15 protein-coding genes and 1 riboswitch are annotated in these 20,592 nt (G+C 49.4%); all 15 genes read left to right on the top strand.

All coding sequences use genetic code 11. The features are described 5' to 3' along the window. The first annotated feature begins 1 nt into the window (after position 1). The 15 genes from HW447_RS06990 (at position 2) to HW447_RS06920 (ending at position 20,552) form a co-directional block, all read left to right on the top strand. Positions 2–3,220: an alpha-mannosidase gene (locus HW447_RS06990; RefSeq protein ID WP_176254608.1), complete on the top strand. Its 3,219-nt coding sequence runs from the start codon at positions 2–4 to the stop codon at positions 3,218–3,220. A gap of 156 nt (positions 3,221–3,376) precedes the next feature. Next, positions 3,377–4,693, top strand: coding sequence for an ABC transporter substrate-binding protein (locus HW447_RS06985; protein WP_176254607.1), 1,317 nt, complete (start codon positions 3,377–3,379; stop codon positions 4,691–4,693). 235 nt (positions 4,694–4,928) lie between these two features. Continuing rightward, positions 4,929–6,032, top strand: coding sequence for a beta-galactosidase BglB (gene bglB, locus HW447_RS06980; protein ID WP_176254606.1), 1,104 nt, complete (start codon positions 4,929–4,931; stop codon positions 6,030–6,032). Positions 6,033–6,054: 22 nt separating this feature from the next. Continuing rightward, complete coding sequence (locus tag HW447_RS06975) at positions 6,055–6,942, top strand: carbohydrate ABC transporter permease (RefSeq protein WP_176254605.1); 888 nt, start codon at positions 6,055–6,057, stop codon at positions 6,940–6,942. Beyond that, the gene (locus HW447_RS06970; protein WP_176254604.1) at positions 6,942–7,778 is read left to right on the top strand and encodes a carbohydrate ABC transporter permease; all 837 of its coding nucleotides are present in this window, start codon (positions 6,942–6,944) and stop codon (positions 7,776–7,778) included. The genes HW447_RS06975 and HW447_RS06970 overlap by 1 nt, the downstream gene beginning before the upstream one ends. Positions 7,779–7,793: 15 nt before the next feature. Then, positions 7,794–9,437 (top strand): hypothetical protein, encoded by a 1,644-nt coding sequence (locus HW447_RS06965; RefSeq protein WP_176254603.1) that lies wholly within the window; start codon positions 7,794–7,796, stop codon positions 9,435–9,437. 112 nt (positions 9,438–9,549) lie between these two features. After that, positions 9,550–10,524 (top strand): ROK family protein, encoded by a 975-nt coding sequence (locus HW447_RS06960; protein WP_176254602.1) that lies wholly within the window; start codon positions 9,550–9,552, stop codon positions 10,522–10,524. Between the two features lie 97 nt (positions 10,525–10,621). Beyond that, a riboswitch (cobalamin riboswitch) is annotated at positions 10,622–10,849 on the top strand. Between the two features lie 23 nt (positions 10,850–10,872). Continuing rightward, positions 10,873–11,895, top strand: coding sequence for an ABC transporter substrate-binding protein (locus HW447_RS06955; RefSeq protein ID WP_176254601.1), 1,023 nt, complete (start codon positions 10,873–10,875; stop codon positions 11,893–11,895). Beyond that, positions 11,883–12,962, top strand: a complete 1,080-nt coding sequence (locus HW447_RS06950; protein WP_176254600.1) for a FecCD family ABC transporter permease — start codon at positions 11,883–11,885, stop codon at positions 12,960–12,962. Before HW447_RS06955 ends, HW447_RS06950 begins: the two co-directional genes overlap by 13 nt. Continuing rightward, positions 12,959–13,777 (top strand): ABC transporter ATP-binding protein, encoded by an 819-nt coding sequence (locus HW447_RS06945; RefSeq protein WP_176254599.1) that lies wholly within the window; start codon positions 12,959–12,961, stop codon positions 13,775–13,777. The genes HW447_RS06950 and HW447_RS06945 overlap by 4 nt, the downstream gene beginning before the upstream one ends. 200 nt (positions 13,778–13,977) lie before the next feature. Then, a complete protein-coding gene (locus HW447_RS06940) occupies positions 13,978–15,567 on the top strand; it encodes a potassium/proton antiporter (RefSeq protein WP_176254598.1) in 1,590 nt (529 codons plus the stop codon). A 352-nt stretch (positions 15,568–15,919) separates the two neighbouring features. Next, on the top strand, positions 15,920–17,197 hold the full coding sequence (locus HW447_RS06935) for an efflux RND transporter periplasmic adaptor subunit (RefSeq protein ID WP_308464083.1): 1,278 nt from the start codon (positions 15,920–15,922) through the stop codon (positions 17,195–17,197). Between the two features lie 11 nt (positions 17,198–17,208). Then, complete coding sequence (locus HW447_RS06930) at positions 17,209–17,991, top strand: ABC transporter ATP-binding protein (protein WP_176254597.1); 783 nt, start codon at positions 17,209–17,211, stop codon at positions 17,989–17,991. Then, a complete protein-coding gene (locus tag HW447_RS06925) occupies positions 17,985–19,196 on the top strand; it encodes an ABC transporter permease (RefSeq protein ID WP_176254596.1) in 1,212 nt (403 codons plus the stop codon). Before HW447_RS06930 ends, HW447_RS06925 begins: the two co-directional genes overlap by 7 nt. Positions 19,197–19,289: 93 nt before the next feature. Continuing rightward, on the top strand, positions 19,290–20,552 hold the full coding sequence (locus HW447_RS06920) for a TolC family protein (protein ID WP_176254595.1): 1,263 nt from the start codon (positions 19,290–19,292) through the stop codon (positions 20,550–20,552). The last annotated feature ends 40 nt before the right edge of the window (positions 20,553–20,592 follow it).

Genomic DNA, 20,592 nt, shown 5'->3' with positions numbered 1-20,592 from the left:
CATGGATATCATAAGGAACAGGATTCTTCCGATATTGGAAAGCCTTGGGGGCTGGCGTTATCAGGAGAAAGAGATCCTGACAGAGGTGGAAATTTGTGAGGGTGATTACAATTTTACAGAGCGTCTGAACGGGAGAATATTGCAGGAAGGGTGGAAACCGTTTGGTTCTTATGAAACCTGGGGAGGAGGAGACCGCCATTTCTGGTTTCGCACCAGAGCGCAGGTAAGGGAAAAATGGAAGGGAAAAGAGGTTCGCATTACGTTAAATACGGGGGCAGATGATATCTGGAACACAGATAACCCTCAGGTTATGGTTTACAAAAATGGAGTCCTTTCAGGGACGATGGATATGAACCATCAGGATCTGATCCTTACGGAGGCGGCTCAAGGGGGAGAGATGTATGAGCTGGTGTTCTATGCTTATTCCAACAGTGAAGCGCCAACCAATTTTTTTCATCTCATTCTTTCAGTTTATAATGAGGATGTGGCAGGACTGTACTACGATCTGAAGGTTCCTTTTGAAGCGGCGGAGCTTCTTTCAGAGGAGGATCTGAACCGAATAGAGATCATGAAGTGCTTAAATGGCTGTATTTCCAGACTGGATCTGAGAAAAACAGAGTCAGAGGAATTTGAACAGTCTATAAAAGAGGCACGGATGTATCTGAGGGAAAATCGGGAAAAGCTGTATCGGTATACGCCGGTCACGGTTCATTCCATTGGACATACCCATATTGATGTGGCATGGAAATGGCCTTTAAGACAGACCAGACAGAAGGCAGTGCGCAGCTTTCGGACAGTATTGAACCTGATGGAGCGGTTTCCGGAGTACAAATTTATGTCCAGCCAACCTCAGCTCTATGAATTTGTAAAAGAAGAGGCACCAGAACTTTTTGAAGAGATACAAAAAAAGATCGATCAGGGGCGCTGGGAAGCTGAAGGAGGAATGTGGCTGGAACCAGACTGCAATCTGGTTTCGGGAGAATCTCTCATTCGTCATATCCTCTATGGAAGACGGTTTTTTGAAAAGGAACTGGGAGCAAAAAAGCAGGAGGTGCTTTGGCTGCCGGATGTATTCGGCTACAGCGCTGCAATGCCTCAGATCATGAAAAAAGCAGGGCTGTCTTATTTTATGACTACGAAATTGGGGTGGAACGAGTATAATATTTTTCCGTATGATACCTTTATGTGGAAGGGAATTGACGGAAGTCAGGTGCTGACTCATCTGATCACTACCAGGAATTACCTTCCCGGAAAGGGGATCAGGGATCTGCCCAACGGAAGTACCACCTACAATGGCCTCCAGAATGCCAGCCAGATCAAAGGAACCTGGCAGAGGTATCAGAATAAGGATGTGAGTACGGATGTACTGACCTGTTATGGCTATGGGGACGGAGGGGGAGGGCCAACGGAAGAAATGCTGGAGCAGAGCCGCCGCCTGGAGCCGGGAGTGGCCGGCGTTCCGCGGGTGCGTCAGACCTTTGTAAAGGATTTCTTTCATATTCTGGAAAACAACATGGATAAAAAACACCTTCCATCCTGGAGCGGAGAGTTATATCTGGAATTTCACCGGGGAACCTACACCTCACAGGCAAAAAATAAATGGTATAACCGGAAATGCGAATTTCTAATGGGGGATGCAGAGTTTTATTCCGTTTTTGCAAATGCTTTGGGAGCCGATCTTGCTTACCCGGCCGGGGAACTGGAAAAAAACTGGAAACTCCTGCTTTTGAATCAGTTTCACGATATTCTGCCAGGTTCAGCCATCCGGGATGTATATTCAGATTCACAGAACCAGTATGAGGAGATCCTTTCATCAGGCCGCAGTTTGGCAAAGAAAGCAAGAACGGCAGCTCTGGCAGCGTTGGAGAAGAAGTCGGATGGAGAAAGCCTGGCGGTATTCAATCCGCTGGGGTTTGAAAGAACCGGGATCGGAATCCTTTCCGGGAGAGAAGCAGAGAAGATAGGATGGATCGAAGACGGACTGAAGACGGAGCGTCTTTTGTTCCAGAAAATGCAGGGGGGAGATTATCTCTGCCTGGCTAAGGGCATACCATCCAAAGGGCTTTGTGTCTATGAAAAAGGAGATGTGGATCAGCGGTTTTTTGCTCCAGTCATACAGAATCTGCTCACGGACGAGAGAGGATGGCCTGTAAGTCTGGATACGCCATTTTTCCACATAGAGTTTGATCGGGAAGGAGAGATGAGCCGGATTCTGGATCGAACAGAGGGCAGGGAGCTTCTGAAGAAGGGGGAAGTGGGGAACCGCCTGACAATATATGAGGATCGGCCGCGGGAATTTGACGCATGGAATATCGATCCCTCCTATGAAGAAAAACAGTGGGCGTTTGGCCCGGCAGAAGCCTTTTGCCTGGAGGAAAACGGCCCTGTTCAGGGAACTCTTTACATCCGCAGAAGATTCTTAGACTCGGTTCTGGAACAGAGGATCTGTTTTTACGGGCATACTTCCCGGATTGACTTTAAGACCACCGCAGACTGGAGAGAGCACCAGTTACTGCTGAGAACTGCATTTCCCCTGGATATCCAGGGCAGTGAGGCGGACTTTGAGATTCAGTTTGGAAATGTAAAGAGACCTGTTCACAAAAATACCACGTGGGATCAGGCCCGATTTGAGGTATGCGCTCATAAGTGGATGGATCTGTCAGAGTACGGATACGGAGTTGCTCTTTTAAATGACTGCAAATACGGCTGCGATATCCACGATTCTGTTTTGAACCTGACGCTTATAAAATCCGGTATCTTTCCAGATCCAGAAGCGGATCAGGGAATCCATCATTTTACATATTCTCTTTATCCTCATCAGGGGGATTTCCGCCGGGGAAGGGTGATACAGGAGGCATATGATCTGAACTGTCCGCTGTTTATGGAAAATGGAGCAAAGACAGAGGCGGGAAGCTGGTCTTTCCTTCAGATAGATGAGGAAAATATTCTGGCAGATACGGTTAAAAAGGCAGAGGATGGAGACGATCTGATCCTGCGTTTCTATGAAGCGTATGGTATGCGCACGAAGGTTCGCCTTACACTGCCGCTGCTTGCTTCCGGCTTTGGTGCAGCTATCTGTGATCTGATGGAAGAGACAGAGCCGGGAAAAATTGCGGCGGATCAGGAGAAAACGCTGATTCAAAAAGGCAGTAGTCTGGAGTTTGAAATGAAGCCGTATGAGATTACCTCCATACGGCTGCAATGGAACCGCAAGATTTGAACGTTTAGATACATAAAAAGCAAAAAATGCAATAATATACACACGAAAAGGCAAAAATCGTGTAGAAATTGACGTGTTAAAATGATACTATGGAGTCATCAGACAAACATCTTATTGGAATTGCAAAAACAGAAGTATTTTAAGGAGGAGATTATTATGAAAAAGAAAGCGGCAAGAACAATGGCAGGGATTCTTACCTTGTCTATGGCAGCAGCCTTAACTGCCTGCGGCGGTTCTGGATCTGAGACTGCAAAGAAGGATGGAGCAGCAGAGAATTCCGGCCCGATTACAGGGCAGACACTTTCCGTTATGCTCTCTGAGGAGCCGGGTGAGCAGGATCCGCTGGGAAATGCCTTAAATCACTGGGCAGAGGAAAGCGGAAATACGATTAAAAAGATTATCATTTCCCATGACGATATGAGGAGCAAGTTCCCGGCCATGGCTAAGAACAAGGATCTTCCTGATATTGTTTCCACTACCTTTCTGCACCAGATCTATCCTGATGAGTTTGTGAATATGGAGGATGTGGTGGATCTTTCCAAATTCAACCAGTCTGCACTGAATATTGTGGGAAAATCGTATTCTTCCGATGCCATTACAGGTATTATTGAGCAGTATACAACGACCTGTATGTTTTATAATAAGGATGCTTTTGCGGCAGCTGGAATTGAGGCTCCAACGGTAGAGAATCCATGGACCTGGGATCAGCTTTATGAAAATGCAGCGATTCTTCAGGAAAAGGCGGGTGTAAAATACGGGTTTGCAGCAGATGTGTCAAGAGCACGTTACGATATTATGATGTATGCCAACGGAGGCTCTCTGGTAGAGAAGGATGGGGACAGCTTTAAGGTAACAGTAAACAGCCCTGAGAACATAGCAACCCTGGAGCGTTTCGTTCAGGCGAATAATGAGGTGATGCCGAAAGCCATCTGGGCAGGCGGTACCACAGATAATCCGGTAGAGTATTTCAAGAACGGAGATGCAGCCATTCTGCTGTCTGGATCCTGGAACTACAATACTTTTACGAATGAGATTTCCAAGTTTGATTTTGGCGTAATGCCTTCTCCAAAGGGGACCCAGTGCCAGTCCGCGATTATCGGCGGAGCAGCCCTTGCTATTCCTAAAAATGGCAAGCATCCTGAGCTGGCAGAGCAGTTTGTTCAGTGGCTTTTTGAAGAGGATCACTATAAGGAGTATCTGCAGCTGCATAAAGGTTTGTCTGTTATGAATGATGTTGCGTATGAGCCGGAGACGGATAAGGCCAAAGAAGACTTCAAGCTGATGCAGAATGAAACCAACTATGTAACAGATACATTTATGACAGATGAGAGTTCATCCTGGAGAAACTATAAGGATAATGAATACAGAGATGCCTTAAAACGCGCTGTATCCGGGGAGATCACAGCAAAAGAGGCTCTGGATGGCTTTGCAAAGCAGCTGTCTGAAGCTTCTGACTGGAGTATGGCTTACTAAATTTATATCATACAGAAAACAGCCCATGCCTTTTTTGGAGGAAATGGGCTGTTTTGTTTGCGTTTTGGAGAAATGATTGTTAAAATAAAAAAAAGCAAAAACCTGTTGATAAAGCAAAAAATGCAATATAATTATTCCTAAAAGACAAAATAAATGTAGAAATTGACTTTTTGAAGTGTTAAGATAAATCCAGAAAGCGATGGAAGAAGAGACTTCCAGTGAGAGGAGCGAGAGGATGAAATATACAACATCGGATATTGACCGTTACATTGATCTGTATCTTAACAGCTTTGAAAAAGTTCTTTATGAAGAGGATTCCCAGTTTATGGAGGGAATGAAGACAAGGAGCCTGGCAGGAGACGATATCCGGCGGTATCAATTCTGGGAGTGGACCCAGGGTGTGGGACTTTACGGAGTATGGAAACTATATAAGGAAACGAGGGATGCCAGATATATGGATATTCTCACCTCCTACTACGAACGGCAGCTTGTCATCGGTCTTCCTTCCAAGAACGTAAATACCGTTACTCCGCTGCTGGCTATGTCTTTTGTAGCTGAGGAAACCGGCAATGAGCGCTACATGGATGTCTGCCGGGAATGGGCCAGATGGATCTATGAGGATTTTCCAAGGACGAAAGAGGGCGGACTTCAGCATATAACATCCGATACCTTAAATGAGGGAGAACTTTGGGATGACACCCTGTTTATGACGGTTTTATTCCTGGCAAATATGGGACGGATCCTGGGAGAAAAGAAGTATCTGGATGAAGCAGAATATCAGTTTCTTCTTCATATTAAATATCTCACAGACCGTAAGACAGGATTGTGGTATCACGGCTGGTCTTTTAAGGAGAAAAGCCATTTTGCAGCTGCCTTCTGGGGAAGAGGGAACTGCTGGATCACCGCGGCTATTCCGGAATTTTTAAATCTGTTTAATTGCAGCAGGAGTGTAAAAAAGTTTTTAGAGGAAACCTGGAAACGGCAGGCAGAGGCTCTGATCGAGTATCAGGAGCCGAATGGTATGTGGCACACTCTGATTGATGATAAAACTTCTTATGTGGAAGCCAGCGCAACCTGCGGTTTTGCCTATGGAATCTTAAAGGGAGCTGGTCTTGGGCTGGCAAAGGAGGACTGGATCCGTCAGGCGCTGGCTGCTCTTGAGCCTATTATGGGATACACAGATGAACTGGGTGTGGTAAATCAGGTGTCTTACGGAACTCCCATGGGAAGGGAATCAAAGGATTTCTATAAAAAGATCGAACTGAAGCCGATGCCATACGGACAGGCTTTAGCGATGCTGTTCTTTATGGAATGCAGGAAGTATGCCAAGGATATTTAGAAGGATCAAGGAGGAGAACGATATGAAAAAAGGTAGAAAGCAGTCATTCTGCCACACGCACAGTTTCTGGATGTTTGTACTTCCGTCGCTGGCTCTGTTTACGATTTTTTTTCTGCTGCCGCTGGTACTGAGCATCTGGTTTTCATTTACTAACTATGACGGCTGGAAAACAATGGATGTGGTTGGCCTGAAAAACTATATGGATATCCTGAAGGATAAAGATTTTTATAAGACTGTGGGGCGGACGCTTTTATATACCGTCTGCAACCTTCCGTTTAAGATCGCGATCCCTTTGCTGTTGGCAGCGCTGGTTACTTCCAGGCTGGTAAAGGGAAAGACGCTGATGCGTACCCTGATCTATATTCCAGTTCTTTTATCGGCTTTGGTAGCAGGTATCACTATTAACTGGATGTTTGGGCAGGAATACGGTCTGATCAACTTTATTTTACAGAAAATGGGAATCGATCCCCTGCAGTGGTCATTAAATCCGATCCTGGCTACCGTTGTTATCAGTGTGGCATCTAACTGGATTTCAGCCGGATATTATATGCTTCTTTATGTAGGCGGAATCAACAATATTAACCGGGAACTTTATGAAGCAGCCAGTGTGGACGGCGCAAAGAAGATCCAGGCATTTACCAGGATTACACTTCCTCTTTTGATGCCTACCACCTTTATTGTACTTTTGCTTTCTACTGTATCCCTTTTAAAGGAATATGCACTGGTACAGGGTATTTCTCTGGGAGGCCCCGGTTCCTCTACCACTTATATTGTACAGTATATATTCGACCAGGGATTTAACCAGTATAAGTACGGATATGCGTCAGCGGCAGGCATTCTCATAAGCCTTCTGTTTATTGTGATTGCAGTCGTACAGTTTAAAGCAACGAAAGGCGGAGGTGAAGTATAATGGAAGGATCAGCAAAACGCAAAGCAGAAACCATATGTATGACAATTCTGGGACTGGTGGTGGCAGGTCTAATGGTATTTCCTATTATCTGGTTGGGATTCAGTTCATTTAAGCCCTCTACAGAGTTGTTTTCTTACCCCCTTCACCTGTTTCCGCAGGAGCCAAGCGGAGCGTCGTATGTGAGTGTAGTGGCAGATGGATTTTTTAACTATGTAAAGAACAGCTTGTTCCTGGCTGTGGCAGGTACACTGATCACAGTTGTGATCAGCGCAATGTGCGGTTACGCTTTGGCTGTTTACCGCAAAGAGATTCCTTATGTAAACAAAGTGTTTGCAGTATTTCTTCTGGGAACCCTGATTCCTGGTGAGATCCTTACTATCACTCAGTTTACCGTAGTCAGCGAGATGGGGCTTTACAACAATATCTGGGGATGTATTCTTCCTGTTGTAACGACTACTACCGGTATTTTTATGTATCGGCAGCATTATATGTCCATTCCTCTGGAACTGGTAGAGTCTGCAAGACTGGACGGCGCTTCCGAGTTTCGGATCTTTCGTTCCATCATGCTTCCTTTGGGGTCTTCCGTTACTATCACACTGACCATCTTCTCCTTCATGTGGCGGTGGAATGATTATATCCTGCCTCTGATGGTACTGTCTGATCAGGAAAATTTTACCATACAGATTGCAATCAAGAGCTATATCGGAACCATGGGTGTGGACTGGAATTCCATTTTGGCGGCATCCATTTTGTCGATTCTTCCAATTATTGTTATTTTCATTATCTTACAGCGTTATATCACCGGTGGATTGGCTGCCAGTGGTGTAAAGGGCTAAAAACGGAGGCTTACAATGGAACGTTATATAGTGCATCTGATAAAAGGCGCAGAATACAGAACACGGCAGTTTATGGGAGGCCAGGTCAAAGACCCTGCTTCTATGCAGTTTGGGGGGATACGTGGGGATATTTGGGAGGCAAAACCTACTATCTATGCCCTGGCCCCGGCTCTGGCTGTGTATTTTAATGAGAATAGCTGCTTTTATAAAAATGGGGAACTGTATGACGCAGTGAATCTTGCTCTGGACTTTGTAGCCAGAACCCAGAGAGAGGACGGAAGCTTTGACTATCCTTCCTGCAACTTTAAATCGGCAGCAGACACCTCTTTTTGTTTTAAGCGTCTGATCGCCGCTTACCGGCTTCTTGTAAAATACGGAATGGATACAGATGAGAAGATTACTGTATTAAAGGAAAAATACCTGACTGTGATGCACCGGGCATTGGAAGCTGTCCTGGTTGGAGGTTTTCATACTCCCAATCACCGGTGGGGAATTGCTGCAGCCTTACTGCAGGGGGCAAATCTCTTTGCAGAGGAAGAGGGCTTTGCCGCAGGCCTTAGAAACCGGGCCGGGCAGTATCTGGCAGAAGGGATAGATGCAGATGAGGACGGCGAGTATGCGGAGCGATCCACCGGAAATTATAATGCGGTGGTGAATAATGCCATGATGGCAATGTATCAGGAAACCGGGGAAGAATCATTTCTGGGATATGTGGAGCGTAACCTGGCCATGATGCTGAACTATGTGGATCCGGATGATACCATTTTTACCCAGAATTCGACCAGGCAGGATCAGGGCAAGAAGGAATATGCGGATAAATATTTTTACCAGTATTTGTATATGTGCAGCAGGCAGGAATATCCGGCTTTTGACGCGGCAGCCCATAAGATCATAAAAGATAATATGGAACGGGGAGATCTGGCTCCGGACTGTCTTCATATCATTATGAACCATGATGAGATGATGGGATATCATTTTAAGGAATATGGTTTCCCGCAGCAGTACCGGAAGTTTTTCCGCCACGCAGGAGTGCTGCGGGTTAAAAAGAAGGAGTACGCTTATACGGTGTTAAACGGAAAGAGCGCTTTCTTGTACTTTAAAAGCAAAGGAACTGTGCTCTGTGTGAAGATTGGGGAAAGCTGCTGCGATATCCGCAACTTTATTCCTGATAAAATTGAAGAACTGCCGGACGGCTGCCGGCTTGAGGCAGAGGCAGAGAGCTGGTACTATCTGCCTTTTGAGGAAAAACAGGATACTTCTGACTGGTGGAAAATGGATCAGTCTAAGAGGAAAAAACTCATCAGCAGCCGTTTAAAGACTACCCTTAATATTCATGAGACAGAAAATGGTCTGGAGCTGTCTTTAAAGGCAGAAGGGCTGGATCGTCTTCCGCTCAGACTGGAGATCTGCATTCCGGCAGGAGTAACCCTGGAACATCCGGCATTTGCCTTGGAGGCAGCTCCCGGAGAGGGAATGATCTTAAAAGAGGGATATCTGACGATTCGGGACGGACTGACGGAAGTGGAGATTGGTCCTGGTTTTGGAGAACATTCTTTTAAGGGACACTATTCAGGGGAGGAAATCAACCAGAACGGCTATACCGTTTATGCAAACGGATATACTCCTCTTGAAAAGAAGTTCAACCTTATGGTAAAATGACCATGTATAATACACCATGAAACGGATCTGGCCGTGTTTCTCGGAAAATGTTCCGGGTGCACGGCCTGTATTTCGTTTTGTTTAAAAGACCGGATAAGAAAGGGGAAACAAAATGCTTCGTATTGGAATTGATCTTGGGGGAACAAAGATAGCCGCTGGGCTGGTGGATGAGGGCAGGAATCTGGGGGCATCGGTTCAGGAGCCTACAAGGCTGCCAAGACCGGCCAAAGAGCTGGCGGAAGCGGTGTTTCATCTGGCAGAGCGTCTGCTTAAGGAGCAGGGTATTGCCTGGGAGCAGGTGGAGTGCGTGGGGATCGGCATACCAGGTACGGTGAATCGGGAGACGGACTGCGTAGAATATGCCAATAATTTTGGATTTGAAAACGTACCCTTTGTAAAGATGGTAAAGGACTGGTTTCCCTGCCCTCTCTACGCTGAGAATGATGCCAAGGCGGCAGCCTGGGGCGAGTATCTGGCAGGAGCGGGACAGGGCAGCCGCTCTATGACGGCTGTGACCCTGGGAACCGGAGTCGGCGGCGGGATCATTTTAAACGGAACGATTCTGGAGGGGGAAAACGGGGCGGCCGGCGAGCTGGGCCATATGGTAATCCGCCAGAACGGCCGTTCCTGTACCTGCGGCCGGAAGGGATGCCTGGAGGCCTATGCTTCCGCTACCGCCCTTGTAAGCCAGGCTAAGGAGGCCATGGAAACTTCGCAGGAATCCCTTCTTTGGTCCCTTTGCGGAGGGAAGATGAGTGAGGTAAACGGCCGTCTGATTTTTGAGGCGGCGGCCCAAAAAGATGAGACAGCCTGCAGGGTACTGGAGCGCTTCACAGAGGATTTATCAGACGGGGCAGCCAATATTATCAATATCCTTCAGCCGGAGGTGCTCTGCATCGGAGGAGGTTTAAGCGGGGCCGGGGAAGCGCTGCTTGCGCCTTTAAAGAGGAAAACCGCACCAAAGGTCTACTCCCGTGCGTCAAAGAAGAATACAAGGATTCTCCTGGCACGTCTGGGAAACGGCGCGGGGATCATCGGCGCTGCCTGCCTGAATGAGCAGGTGGAGAAGGCTGCCGTAAAGAAATAAAAACAATTTGACATCCGGGTCAAATATTCATATAATGGCCCTGAACCGTGTACGGCCCCATTTGCTTTTGCGCCATCCGGCGCGGCAGCAAACGGGGCCGTATGTGATCTGCGGCAGTGCCCATAAAGGGCCTGACAGGGAAGCTGAACCTGAAAAACGGCGGATGGGATGACCACGCAGACTCCGCATCTTCAGCAAAACAGCGCAGCCCCCGCTACTGTACTGGAGGACGATGTCTTTTAGGCGCCACTGGATCAATCATCCGGGAAGGCAAAGACAGAGAATGAATCCAAGCCAGGAGACCTGCTGCCGCAGAAGTGTAAACTATACTTTCGGAGGGAAAGAGAAATGAAACACAAACATCTGGTAAGAGCTGCGCTCCTTATGATGAGCGCGGCAGTGATCGGCGGCTGCAAAGCGGCAGGCACAGAAACAGCTGCATCCAGTGACACGAATGCGCAGACAGAAACAGCAGACGTCTCAGACACCGCTTATACCCCTGTTACGATCCAGAATGGAGACCGTACCGTCACATTTACGAAAATGCCCGAAAAGGTTCTCTGCGCCAACCTTTATGCAGCGGAAAACATGGTCATGCTGGGCCTGGGAGACCGGGTAGCGGGCCGGATCGCTCCCGCCAACCCCGCGGAAAAGCCTCTTCCTGAGCTGCAGGCAGAATTTGACAAAATCCCACAGATTGAAAAATCTCATGAAAATGCAGTGGCTTTGGGGGGTGACCTTGTGATTGGTCAGGTAAGCGCCTTTAAGGAAACGGCCTGGGGAAGCTATGAACAGCTGGAGAGCAAGGGCATCAACTGCCTTACAATCACAGGAACCATTGTTCCAGATGAAACCATAGAGGACGTTTATACGGATATTGAAAATCTGGGAAAGATTTTTAAGGCAGAGGACAGGGCACAGGCGCTGATCGACGATATCCGTTCTCAGATCGGTGAAGTAACGGAAGCGGTAAGTTCTGTGCAGAAAGAGGAACGGCCCAGGGTATTTGTACTTGATACATTTAAGGGGAATGAGATTTACACCACCTCAAAGGGCCTTGAGAGCAATTTAATTGAACTGGCCGGAGGCATAAACTGTACCCGCAACATGGATGAGGCCAGATGGTTTAATACCAGTGTGGAGACATTGGTGGAGGCGGATCCTGACTGGATCATTATCAATGACTACGGTGCTCAGACTGTGGAAGAAAAGAAGGAATTTCTGGATTCCAATCCGGCCTTATCGGAAGTAACGGCCGTAAAAAACAAGAACTATCTTGTAATCCCGCTGGTGGAGGTTATGCAGGATGTAAGGGCAGCCAGCGCCTGCCGTACATTTGCAGAGACCTTCCACCCGGAGTGTTTCCGGTAGGCGGGCAGGGAAAGAGGGGGAGAAGCAGCCTCCTCTTTCTTCTGCTTTCAGCAGGGCTTTTATGTTCCGTCATCTGGACCGTCCGCATCGGTTCTGCCCAGATCCCGGCAGGAGAGGTCTTTGGCATCTTAACGGATCAGCTTTTTAACGGCGGAGCGGGACTTAAGGCGGGAAAATGGCCCATGCATCATTTTCAGATCATATGGAACATCCGCCTCCCCAGGGCACTGTTTGGTCTTTTGTGCGGAGCGGGGCTGGCAGTCTGCGGAGCTGCCATGCAGGCGCTGGTGCTCAATCCCATCGCAGATCCCTATATTCTGGGGATTTCATCAGGAGCATCGGCGGGGGCTGCCTGGGCGCTGCTGATGCCGCTCCCCCTGTTTTCTGGCCCTTATCAGACCACGGCAGCTGCCTTTTTGGGAGCGCTGTTATCTGCCTGGGTGGTATATTTTATGGCTAAAATGGCAGGAGGAGGACAGCTTCGGCCGGTGACGCTGCTTTTATCGGGAACCGCGGTGAACGCGGTTATGAGCGCGGTAACCAGCTTTCTTATTTTCCTGGCAAAAAGCCCGGAAAGCATTGCGGCGGTATACAACTGGCAGATGGGGAGCATCGCGGCGGCTCAGTGGAAGAATCTGGCTCTGCCTGCGGCGGGGGTTCTGGGAGGGACGGCAGTATTTACCGCCTGCGGGGGATATTTTAACATGATGATGATGGGAGATGAGGATGCGGCGGCCATGGGACTTGCTGTAAGGCGTTTCCGTTTTCTCATGTTTGCTCTGTGTTCCCTGGTGGTAGCGTCTTTGGTGTCTGTTACCGGGATTATCGGTTTTGTGGGGCTGGTAGTGCCTCATATGGTACGTTTCCTTGCAGGAACCAGCAGCAATCGGCTGGTAATGCCATTAAGCGCCCTGGGAGGCGGAATATACCTTGTATGGGCTGACGCCCTGGCAAGGAGCGCCTTTGGAGCGGCGGAACTGCCCCTGGGCATTGTCACTGCCTTTGCGGGAGCCCCCTTCTTTTTGTTCCTGATGATACGAAATGGATATGGAGGAGGAAAAAAATGAGGCTTTTCTATGAAAATATCCATGTGCGCCTTGGGGGAAAGGAAATCCTGAAAGGAGTGGATCTTTGCACCGAGGAGGGAAAGGTGACGGGAATCATCGGTCCCAACGGCTGCGGAAAGTCTACCCTGATAAAGACTACCTTCGGGCTGGTAAAGCCGGTTCAGGGAAGGATCCTGGTGGGAGAGCGGGAAGCCTATGCCATCCGCCCCAGGGAAATGGCTTCCCTCATCGGCTATGTGGGTCAGGATACAGGCTGCGTCTTTGACTTTTCTGTATGGGATGTGATATCCATGGCCATGTATGCCAGATCTTTTGAAAGATATACGGCCTTTGGCGCAAAGAAATGCAGACCCCGGTCTTTGCAGTATTCTGAGAAAGAAATCGTTCGTCAGGCGTTAGAGGAGCTTGGGATTTACCATCTGAAGGACCGCAGTATCCTGTCGCTGTCCGGAGGGGAACGGAAACTGGTTTTTATTGCCAGAGCCATTGCTCAGGGTGCAGATACGCTGATCCTGGACGAGCCAACCAACCATCTGGATATATCCCGTCAGCTGTTTTTGATGGACTATCTGAGAACGTGCGGCCGGACGGTGCTGATTGTGCTCCACGACCTGCGTCTGGCAGCCCATTACTGTCACCGGGTTTATCTGATGAGGGAGGGAGAGGTTCTGGCATCCGGGGATCCCATTAAGGTGCTGGATGCCGAACGGACCCGGCAGGTCTTTGGCATCTGTGCAAAAGCCTGCGTGAACCAGGGAGGGCAGCGAGACTTTTCACTTTTTGACGGAATATCGCAGCAGGAAAACGTGGGTTAAAAAAACGTTAAAATTGCCACAAAAGCTGCCGGCGTCCTTTCGGAGCATTTGACGGTGATTTTCACAGCTGTTATAATAAAATCCATCATATTGTTTGCCGGGAGCGGCGCTGACAGGGAGAGGGGCAGCCGGCCTCGTCCAAGGATGGTATCCTGTGGTCAGCGAAGCCTTCCCGGCGGGACGGAAAGGATCAGCTGCTTATGAATGAATTTTTACTTCTTACCGGAACTGTGATTATAATCTGTATTCTCACAGGCCGGTTTACCGACAAATTGGGTGTACCGTCCCTTCTGGCATTTATTGCCCTTGGTATGTGCTTTGGAGTGGACGGTATTTTTAAGATCCCCTTTGATGATTACCAGACTTCGGAGATCATCTGCTCCACCAGCCTGATTTTTATTATGTTTTATGGCGGTTTTGGAACGAATATTAAGGAGGCCAGGCCAGTGATCGCCCGTGCGGTAGTGCTCTCCACCGCCGGAGTGGTGCTCACGGCTGCGATCGTTGGCATTTTCGTTCATGCCGTTTTGGGGCTTCCTCTGTTAGAAAGTCTTCTGGTGGCCTCTGTGGTGGGTTCCACAGACGCGGCCTCCGTGTTCAGTATCCTGCGCTCCAAAAACCTGAATCTGAAGGAAAATACGGCCTCCCTTCTGGAGATGGAATCCGGTTCCAATGACCCGATTTCCTATATGCTCACTGTGATTTTAACGGCCCTTCTTACAGGGGCCAGCATCAGTGTTCCCCTGATGCTGTTTCAGCAGCTGTTTTTCGGTCTGCTGTTTGGCGTGCTTTTTGGAAAGGGAGCAGTTCTGGCATTAAACCGCAGCCGTTTTGATATTGCCCAGGGAAAGACGATTTTTGTCTTTGCCGTAGCTATTTTAGCCTATGTGGTACCTGTACTTCTGGGAGGAAACGGATACCTAAGCGTCTATCTGTGCGGAATTATTCTGGGAAATTCGTTCATACCCCACAAACGGGAAATGGTGCTCTTTTTTGATGTGCTTACGGAAGTGGCTCAGATGATGATCTTCTTCCTCCTGGGCCTCCTTGTTACGCCTTCCCAGCTGGGGGAGGTGCTGTTCCCCTCGGCAGTGATCATGGTATTTCTCACCATAATCGGCCGCCCCTTAGCGGTGACGGCGCTCCTTAGCGGTTTTAAGGCGTCCTGGGGGCAGATCGGCACCGTGTCCTGGGCTGGGCTCAGGGGTGTTGCCTCTATTGTATTTGCTATTTATGCGGTACTGCGGCAGGTGCCGATGAAATACAACCTCTTTAACCTGGTATTCTGTATTGTGCTGCTGTCCATTTCCATTCAGGGAACCCTTCTGCCGTGGATTTCCAGGCGGTTAAAGATGATCGATGAGAAAGCGGATGTGCGCAGGACGTTTACGGATTATCAGGAGGAAAGCAGCATCAGCTTTGTAAAATTCCACTTAAACAGCGGCCATCCCTTTGTGGGAAAGAATCTGAAGGAGGTCATTCTTCCGCCTCAGCTTTTAGTGGTTCTGATCATCCGCGGAAAAGACCTGATGGTGCCAAACGGCGATACAGAGTTGGAAAGCGGAGATCTGCTTATTGCTGCGGCAGAGGAATTTGAAGATCGCAGGAACATGACCCTTCACGAGATCACGGTGGATAAAAACTACAAATGGAGAGGGAAACATTTATACGAAATTACTGTACCAAAAGGCACGCTGATCGTTATGATTCGCCGCGGCGCTGAGACCATCATCCCGGCAGGCAGCACGGCAGTGTGTGAGGGAGATGTACTGGTGCTCGCAAAGTTTTAAAACAAAAGGATGAAACGTCCGGGAATGATCCGGGCGGTTCATCCTTTTTTCGTGGTGTCTGCCACAGGAGAGTCTTTAGAAAATCTTTCATTTTCATTTAGAAAGAATTGGATGATATGCAATGGAAATATGAGAGTGGCTTTGCTATAATGATAGACAAAGAAAGGGGAATTGTTCAGGAAAGACGCAAGGAGGAGCTATGGCAAACAGGAACGAAGAGAAAGGGGAAGAACATATGAGGGAAGACGGGATGGAATATACAGGTGAAAATACGGGCACTGACGGATCGGAGCCTAAGAATGAACAGGGGGCGGAGCCGGAAGACTGGGAAAGCGCAGAGATCGACCGCCGGATGGAGCTGCTGATGACACAGACGGACGGATTAAAAAAGGGGAAACCCAAAAAGAAGGGGTTCGTCCGCAGAAAATGGCTGATAGCGGCCGGGCTTATTGTCTGTGGGGCTGTTGTATTTAAAATTACCTCAGGGGGAAAAACGGCAGTACCTACGGTAGCGACGATCCCCTTAACAAAGCAGGATATCCAGGAAAAGCTTTCCTTAAGCGGGCCGGTTTCCGGCACAGACAGTGTGGATGTGGTGTCTAATATCCATGCCGAGATCCTTCAGATGAATGTAAAAGAGGGCGACCAGGTAACAAAGGGACAGGTGCTGGCAGTGCTTGACAGCACGGATTTGGAGAGAGAGGTAAATATTGCCCGCAATGCCTATGAACAGGCAGTGGCAAATAAAGAAACCCAGGATAAAGAAGCGGCTCTGGGGTATGAAAAAGCGGTCCAGGATTTTCAGAAAGCCAGCCTGGATCACAGCCGCAACAGCCAGCTGTTTGAGGCTGGAGACATTTCACAGGCAGATCTGGAGCAGAGTTCCAATGCCTTAAATGACGCCAGACGGGCAATGGAAAAGTATACCGTTGAAAATGGCCGGGGTGTGGCGGATCCGTCCTATGCCCTTCAGGTGCAAAATGCAGCTTTTGAGCTCGAGAAAAAGCAGGAAGAGCTGGAAAACACCCAGATCAGAAGCGAGATCGACGGTACGGTGGTGCGGGTCAATTCCAAGGTGGGCCAGTTTGCCGACAAGGTAGAAGACGACAAGCCCATGTTCAGCATTGAAAATCTGGAACAGCTGGAACTTGAGATACAGGTAAGCGAATTTTCCATTGGAAAGGTTCAGGTGGGGCAGAAGGCCAGAATCCGGGCCGATATCTTAAATGGAGCAGAGGAAGAGGGAGAGGTGGTGAAGATCTCACCTACCGGTGAAGAAAAGGGAGGCGGTTCCACAGAGCGAGTCATCCCTACCATTATCCGGGTGGTTACCCCGGATACGAAGCTGATGGCCGGGATCACTGCGCGGGCGGAGCTGATGGTGCAGGAGGCAAAGGGTGCGTTTACCGTGCCGGTATCCGCTGTATTTGACAGTGCAGACCATTCTTACATAGAAGTTTTGCAGGATGGGAAGATCCGCTGGATTCCTGTAACCATTGGAGTAGACGGAGAGACAGTGGTAGAGGTGGTTCCTGCGGATGATACGGAGCTTCAGGAGGGAATGGCCGTGGTGGCTGTTCCGGATCCTGCTCTTACCGAGGGCATGGAAGCATTGCCCGCAGGCCAGTAGGGGGTGGGAGCATGAGATGGAAAAAGAAGGAAAAACAGCTTCCACCTTCCACAGGGCCTCTGATCCGCCTGGAAAATCTGGTGAAGATCTATGACACAGGCGCTCTTAAGGTTCTGGGACTGAAGAAGATCAATCTGACCATAGAGCGGGGGGAGTTTGTAGCGATCATGGGCCATTCCGGATCGGGAAAATCTACGCTGATGAATATTCTTGGCTGTCTGGACCGGCCTACACTGGGCCATTACTACCTGGATGGAGTGGATACAGCGGGCATGACGCCGGATCAGCTGTCTGATATCCGCAACCGGAAGATCGGTTTTGTATTTCAGTCCTTTAACCTGATTTCCCGCACATCGGCCCTTAAAAATGTGGAGCTTCCCATGACCTATGCCAGAATCTCAAGATCCAGGCGGACAGAGCGTGCAAAGGAGCTTCTTACCCGTGTGGGACTTGGGGGACGCATGAACCATCTGCCCAATGAGCTTTCGGGCGGCCAGCGCCAGCGAGTGGCCATCGCAAGGGCGCTTGCCAATGAACCTCCCCTTCTTTTGGCCGATGAGCCCACAGGAAACCTGGATACAGCTTCCTCCATTGAGATCATGGAGCTGTTTACGCAGCTTCACAGGGAAGGAACTACGGTGGTGCTGGTGACCCACGAGGAGGACATTGCGGCGTTTGCAAAGCGGATCATCCGGTTTGGAGACGGCCAGATCCAAAGCGACAGGATCCATCATCCCGTGTGGGATATGGAAACGGGTTTCCAGGCAGAAAAAGGAGGGATCAGGCCGTGTTAGGGGAAAATATGATCATGGCGTTTAATGCTATCCGGGCCAATAAACTGCGGTCTTTGCTTACCATGCTGGGGATTATCATAGGGATCGGATCGGTAATTGCCATTGTGTCCATCGGCGACACCATGCGGGGGATGTTTGCCGATCTGTATAAGGACGTGGGAATCACACAGGCGTATGTGGGCATTGGATATTGGGTGGAAGATACAAGAGATGGCGATTATTTTAACCTGGATGAAATGGAACGGGCGAAGGAGGCATTTTCCGATGAGATCGCCTATATTGACAGCAACGCGTACACCACTGCGGATGCCGAGTATAAACGCACCGCCATCAAGTTTGAGTTTCAGGGCATTGACTATAATTATAAGGATGTGCAGCCGGTGAACATGGTTTACGGCCGCTATCTCAATGAGGGAGATGTGCTGGGAAGGAAGAAGAACGTGGTTATGGATACGAACAGCGCAAAGCTGCTGTTCGGCACGGAAAACGCAGTGGGAAAGACCTTCCGTACAACGATTTATGGAAATACCGACGACTATACGGTGGTTGGAGTGTACCATAAGGAAATGAATGCCTTTCAGGCGCTGATGATGGGCGGCTCAGGGGATAAGGGAGCGGCATTTATCCCGTACACCCTTCTTACCTGGCCAAATGACCGATTTTATATGCTTCATGTATTCGCAAAGGAGAATGTGGATCTGGATCTGTTTTTTCAGGAGTTTAAGGCCTATACGGCGGGGCTTCATGGAAGAGAGCCGGAGGATATGTATATCCAGACGGCTATGGATGAGATGAAAAGTGTGGACTCCGTTATGGGCGGACTGTCTGCGGCGGTTGGAGGAATCGCGGCGATTTCCCTGCTGGTAGGCGGAATCGGAATTATGAATATCATGCTGGTGTCTGTGACAGAGCGCACAAGAGAGATCGGGATCCGAAAGGCGCTGGGTGCCAGAACCAGAGATGTGCTGATCCAGTTTCTCACGGAATCAGCGATTTTATCCGCCTGCGGCGGAATCGTGGGCGTTATTTTAGGAACCGGGATCGTGGCTCTTGGAGGCGCGGTTTTGGGTCTGCAGGTGGTGATTAAGCCTGCGGTGATCCTGGTGGCAGTGACGTTTTCGGCTGTGGTGGGAATCTTTTTCGGGCTGTATCCTGCCTCTAAGGCGGCTAAGGCGGATCCCATCGACGCTCTGCGGTATGAGTAAGGAGCAAGGAAACGGTATGCACAGGCCAGAGCGAATGCTGTTGAAGAGCGGCGGAGGGAGAAGTCAAAAAGATAAGGAAAGGTGGAACCTGGGATGAATAAGGTATGGGGAAATGGAAAAAACAGGAGAAATATAAGGGCCTGGGAAACGGGATCCCGAAACGGCCGGGCTTTTTGGAGCGTCCGTGCAAAAAGGGCGGCGGCTCTGGCCTGCTGCGCGCTGGTTACAGCCGGGCTGTTTCCGGGAGAAACTGCCCTTGCCAGCCCGGAGTTCGCCTATTCATCAGAAAAATGGGCCTCTCTTAGGGATGATATTCTGGAATATACAGAACTGGCAGATCTGATCCATGAGTATAATTCCCAGGTGATTAATAACCGTCTGGAATATGATGATTACCGCGATAAGACAAATGACGATATGCGAAATACATATTCCGATATGGCGGATCGCCTGGAGGATTCCAGCGACCGGATGTTAGATGGGATCGATGAGGATCAGCCGGGCTACGGGGCGGCAGAGGCCGCGGCCATGAGCGCAAGGCTCCAGGCAGAGCAGGCCAGAGATCAGGCTGATATGGAAAATGAGGACGGCCGTGTGAAGAAATATGAATATGACCGTCAGGAAGCGCTTCTTGTAAAGGAAGCACAGACTCATATGATTGATTACTGGAAGAAGGAAAAGGCCCTTCCCGCGCTGGAAGAAGCGTTAAGGCAGGCTGAGATTAGAGAACAGGCAGCCAGGGAACGGGCGTCTCTGGGGATGCTTTCACAGCCGGAGCTTTTAGAGGCGCAGGCAGCGTCAGGAACTGCCAGGGCAGCCATTGTTTCTGCCAGGAAGGAGAAAGAGGACCTGCGCCGTCAGCTGGTGGTCATGACAGGCTGGGATTATGATGCACTGCCGAAAATTCAGGAGATAAACCTGCCGGAGGAAAATGCGGGGGAGGAGATTGATCTAACGGCCGATAGGGAAAAAGCCATAGAAAGGAACTACAGTCTGGCCGCTGACAGCCGCAGACTGGAAAATACAGATCCTGGCACAGCCAGAGATGTCCTGGAGCAAAAGGTGGAAGCGGGCAGAGAGCAGATCCGGGCAGATGTGGAGGCAAAATATAAGAGCCTGCTCCAGGCCAGGGCGGATTACCGTCAGGCAGAAGAGGAATACAGGCTGTCAGAGGAGAAAGCAGGATCCGATCGGCGCAGATATGAGCTGGGACTTCTGGCAGCGAATGCTCTGGGAGAGGCACAGGAGGAGCTGGCAGCAAAAAAGACGGCCTATGAAACGGCGGGACTGAATTGGAAACAGGCCTGTGAGGATTATCAGTGGGCGGTGAACGGGTTGGGGGCATATGGAGTGTAACGACAAAAAAGAGAGAAAGCGGCTGTTTATGGGGCAGACA

This window comes from Enterocloster alcoholdehydrogenati, assembly GCF_013282095.1.
GTDB lineage: Bacteria > Bacillota > Clostridia > Lachnospirales > Lachnospiraceae > Enterocloster > Enterocloster alcoholdehydrogenati.
Note: the sequence above shows the minus strand (reverse complement) of the source record. Positions and strands in the feature narration are given on the sequence as shown.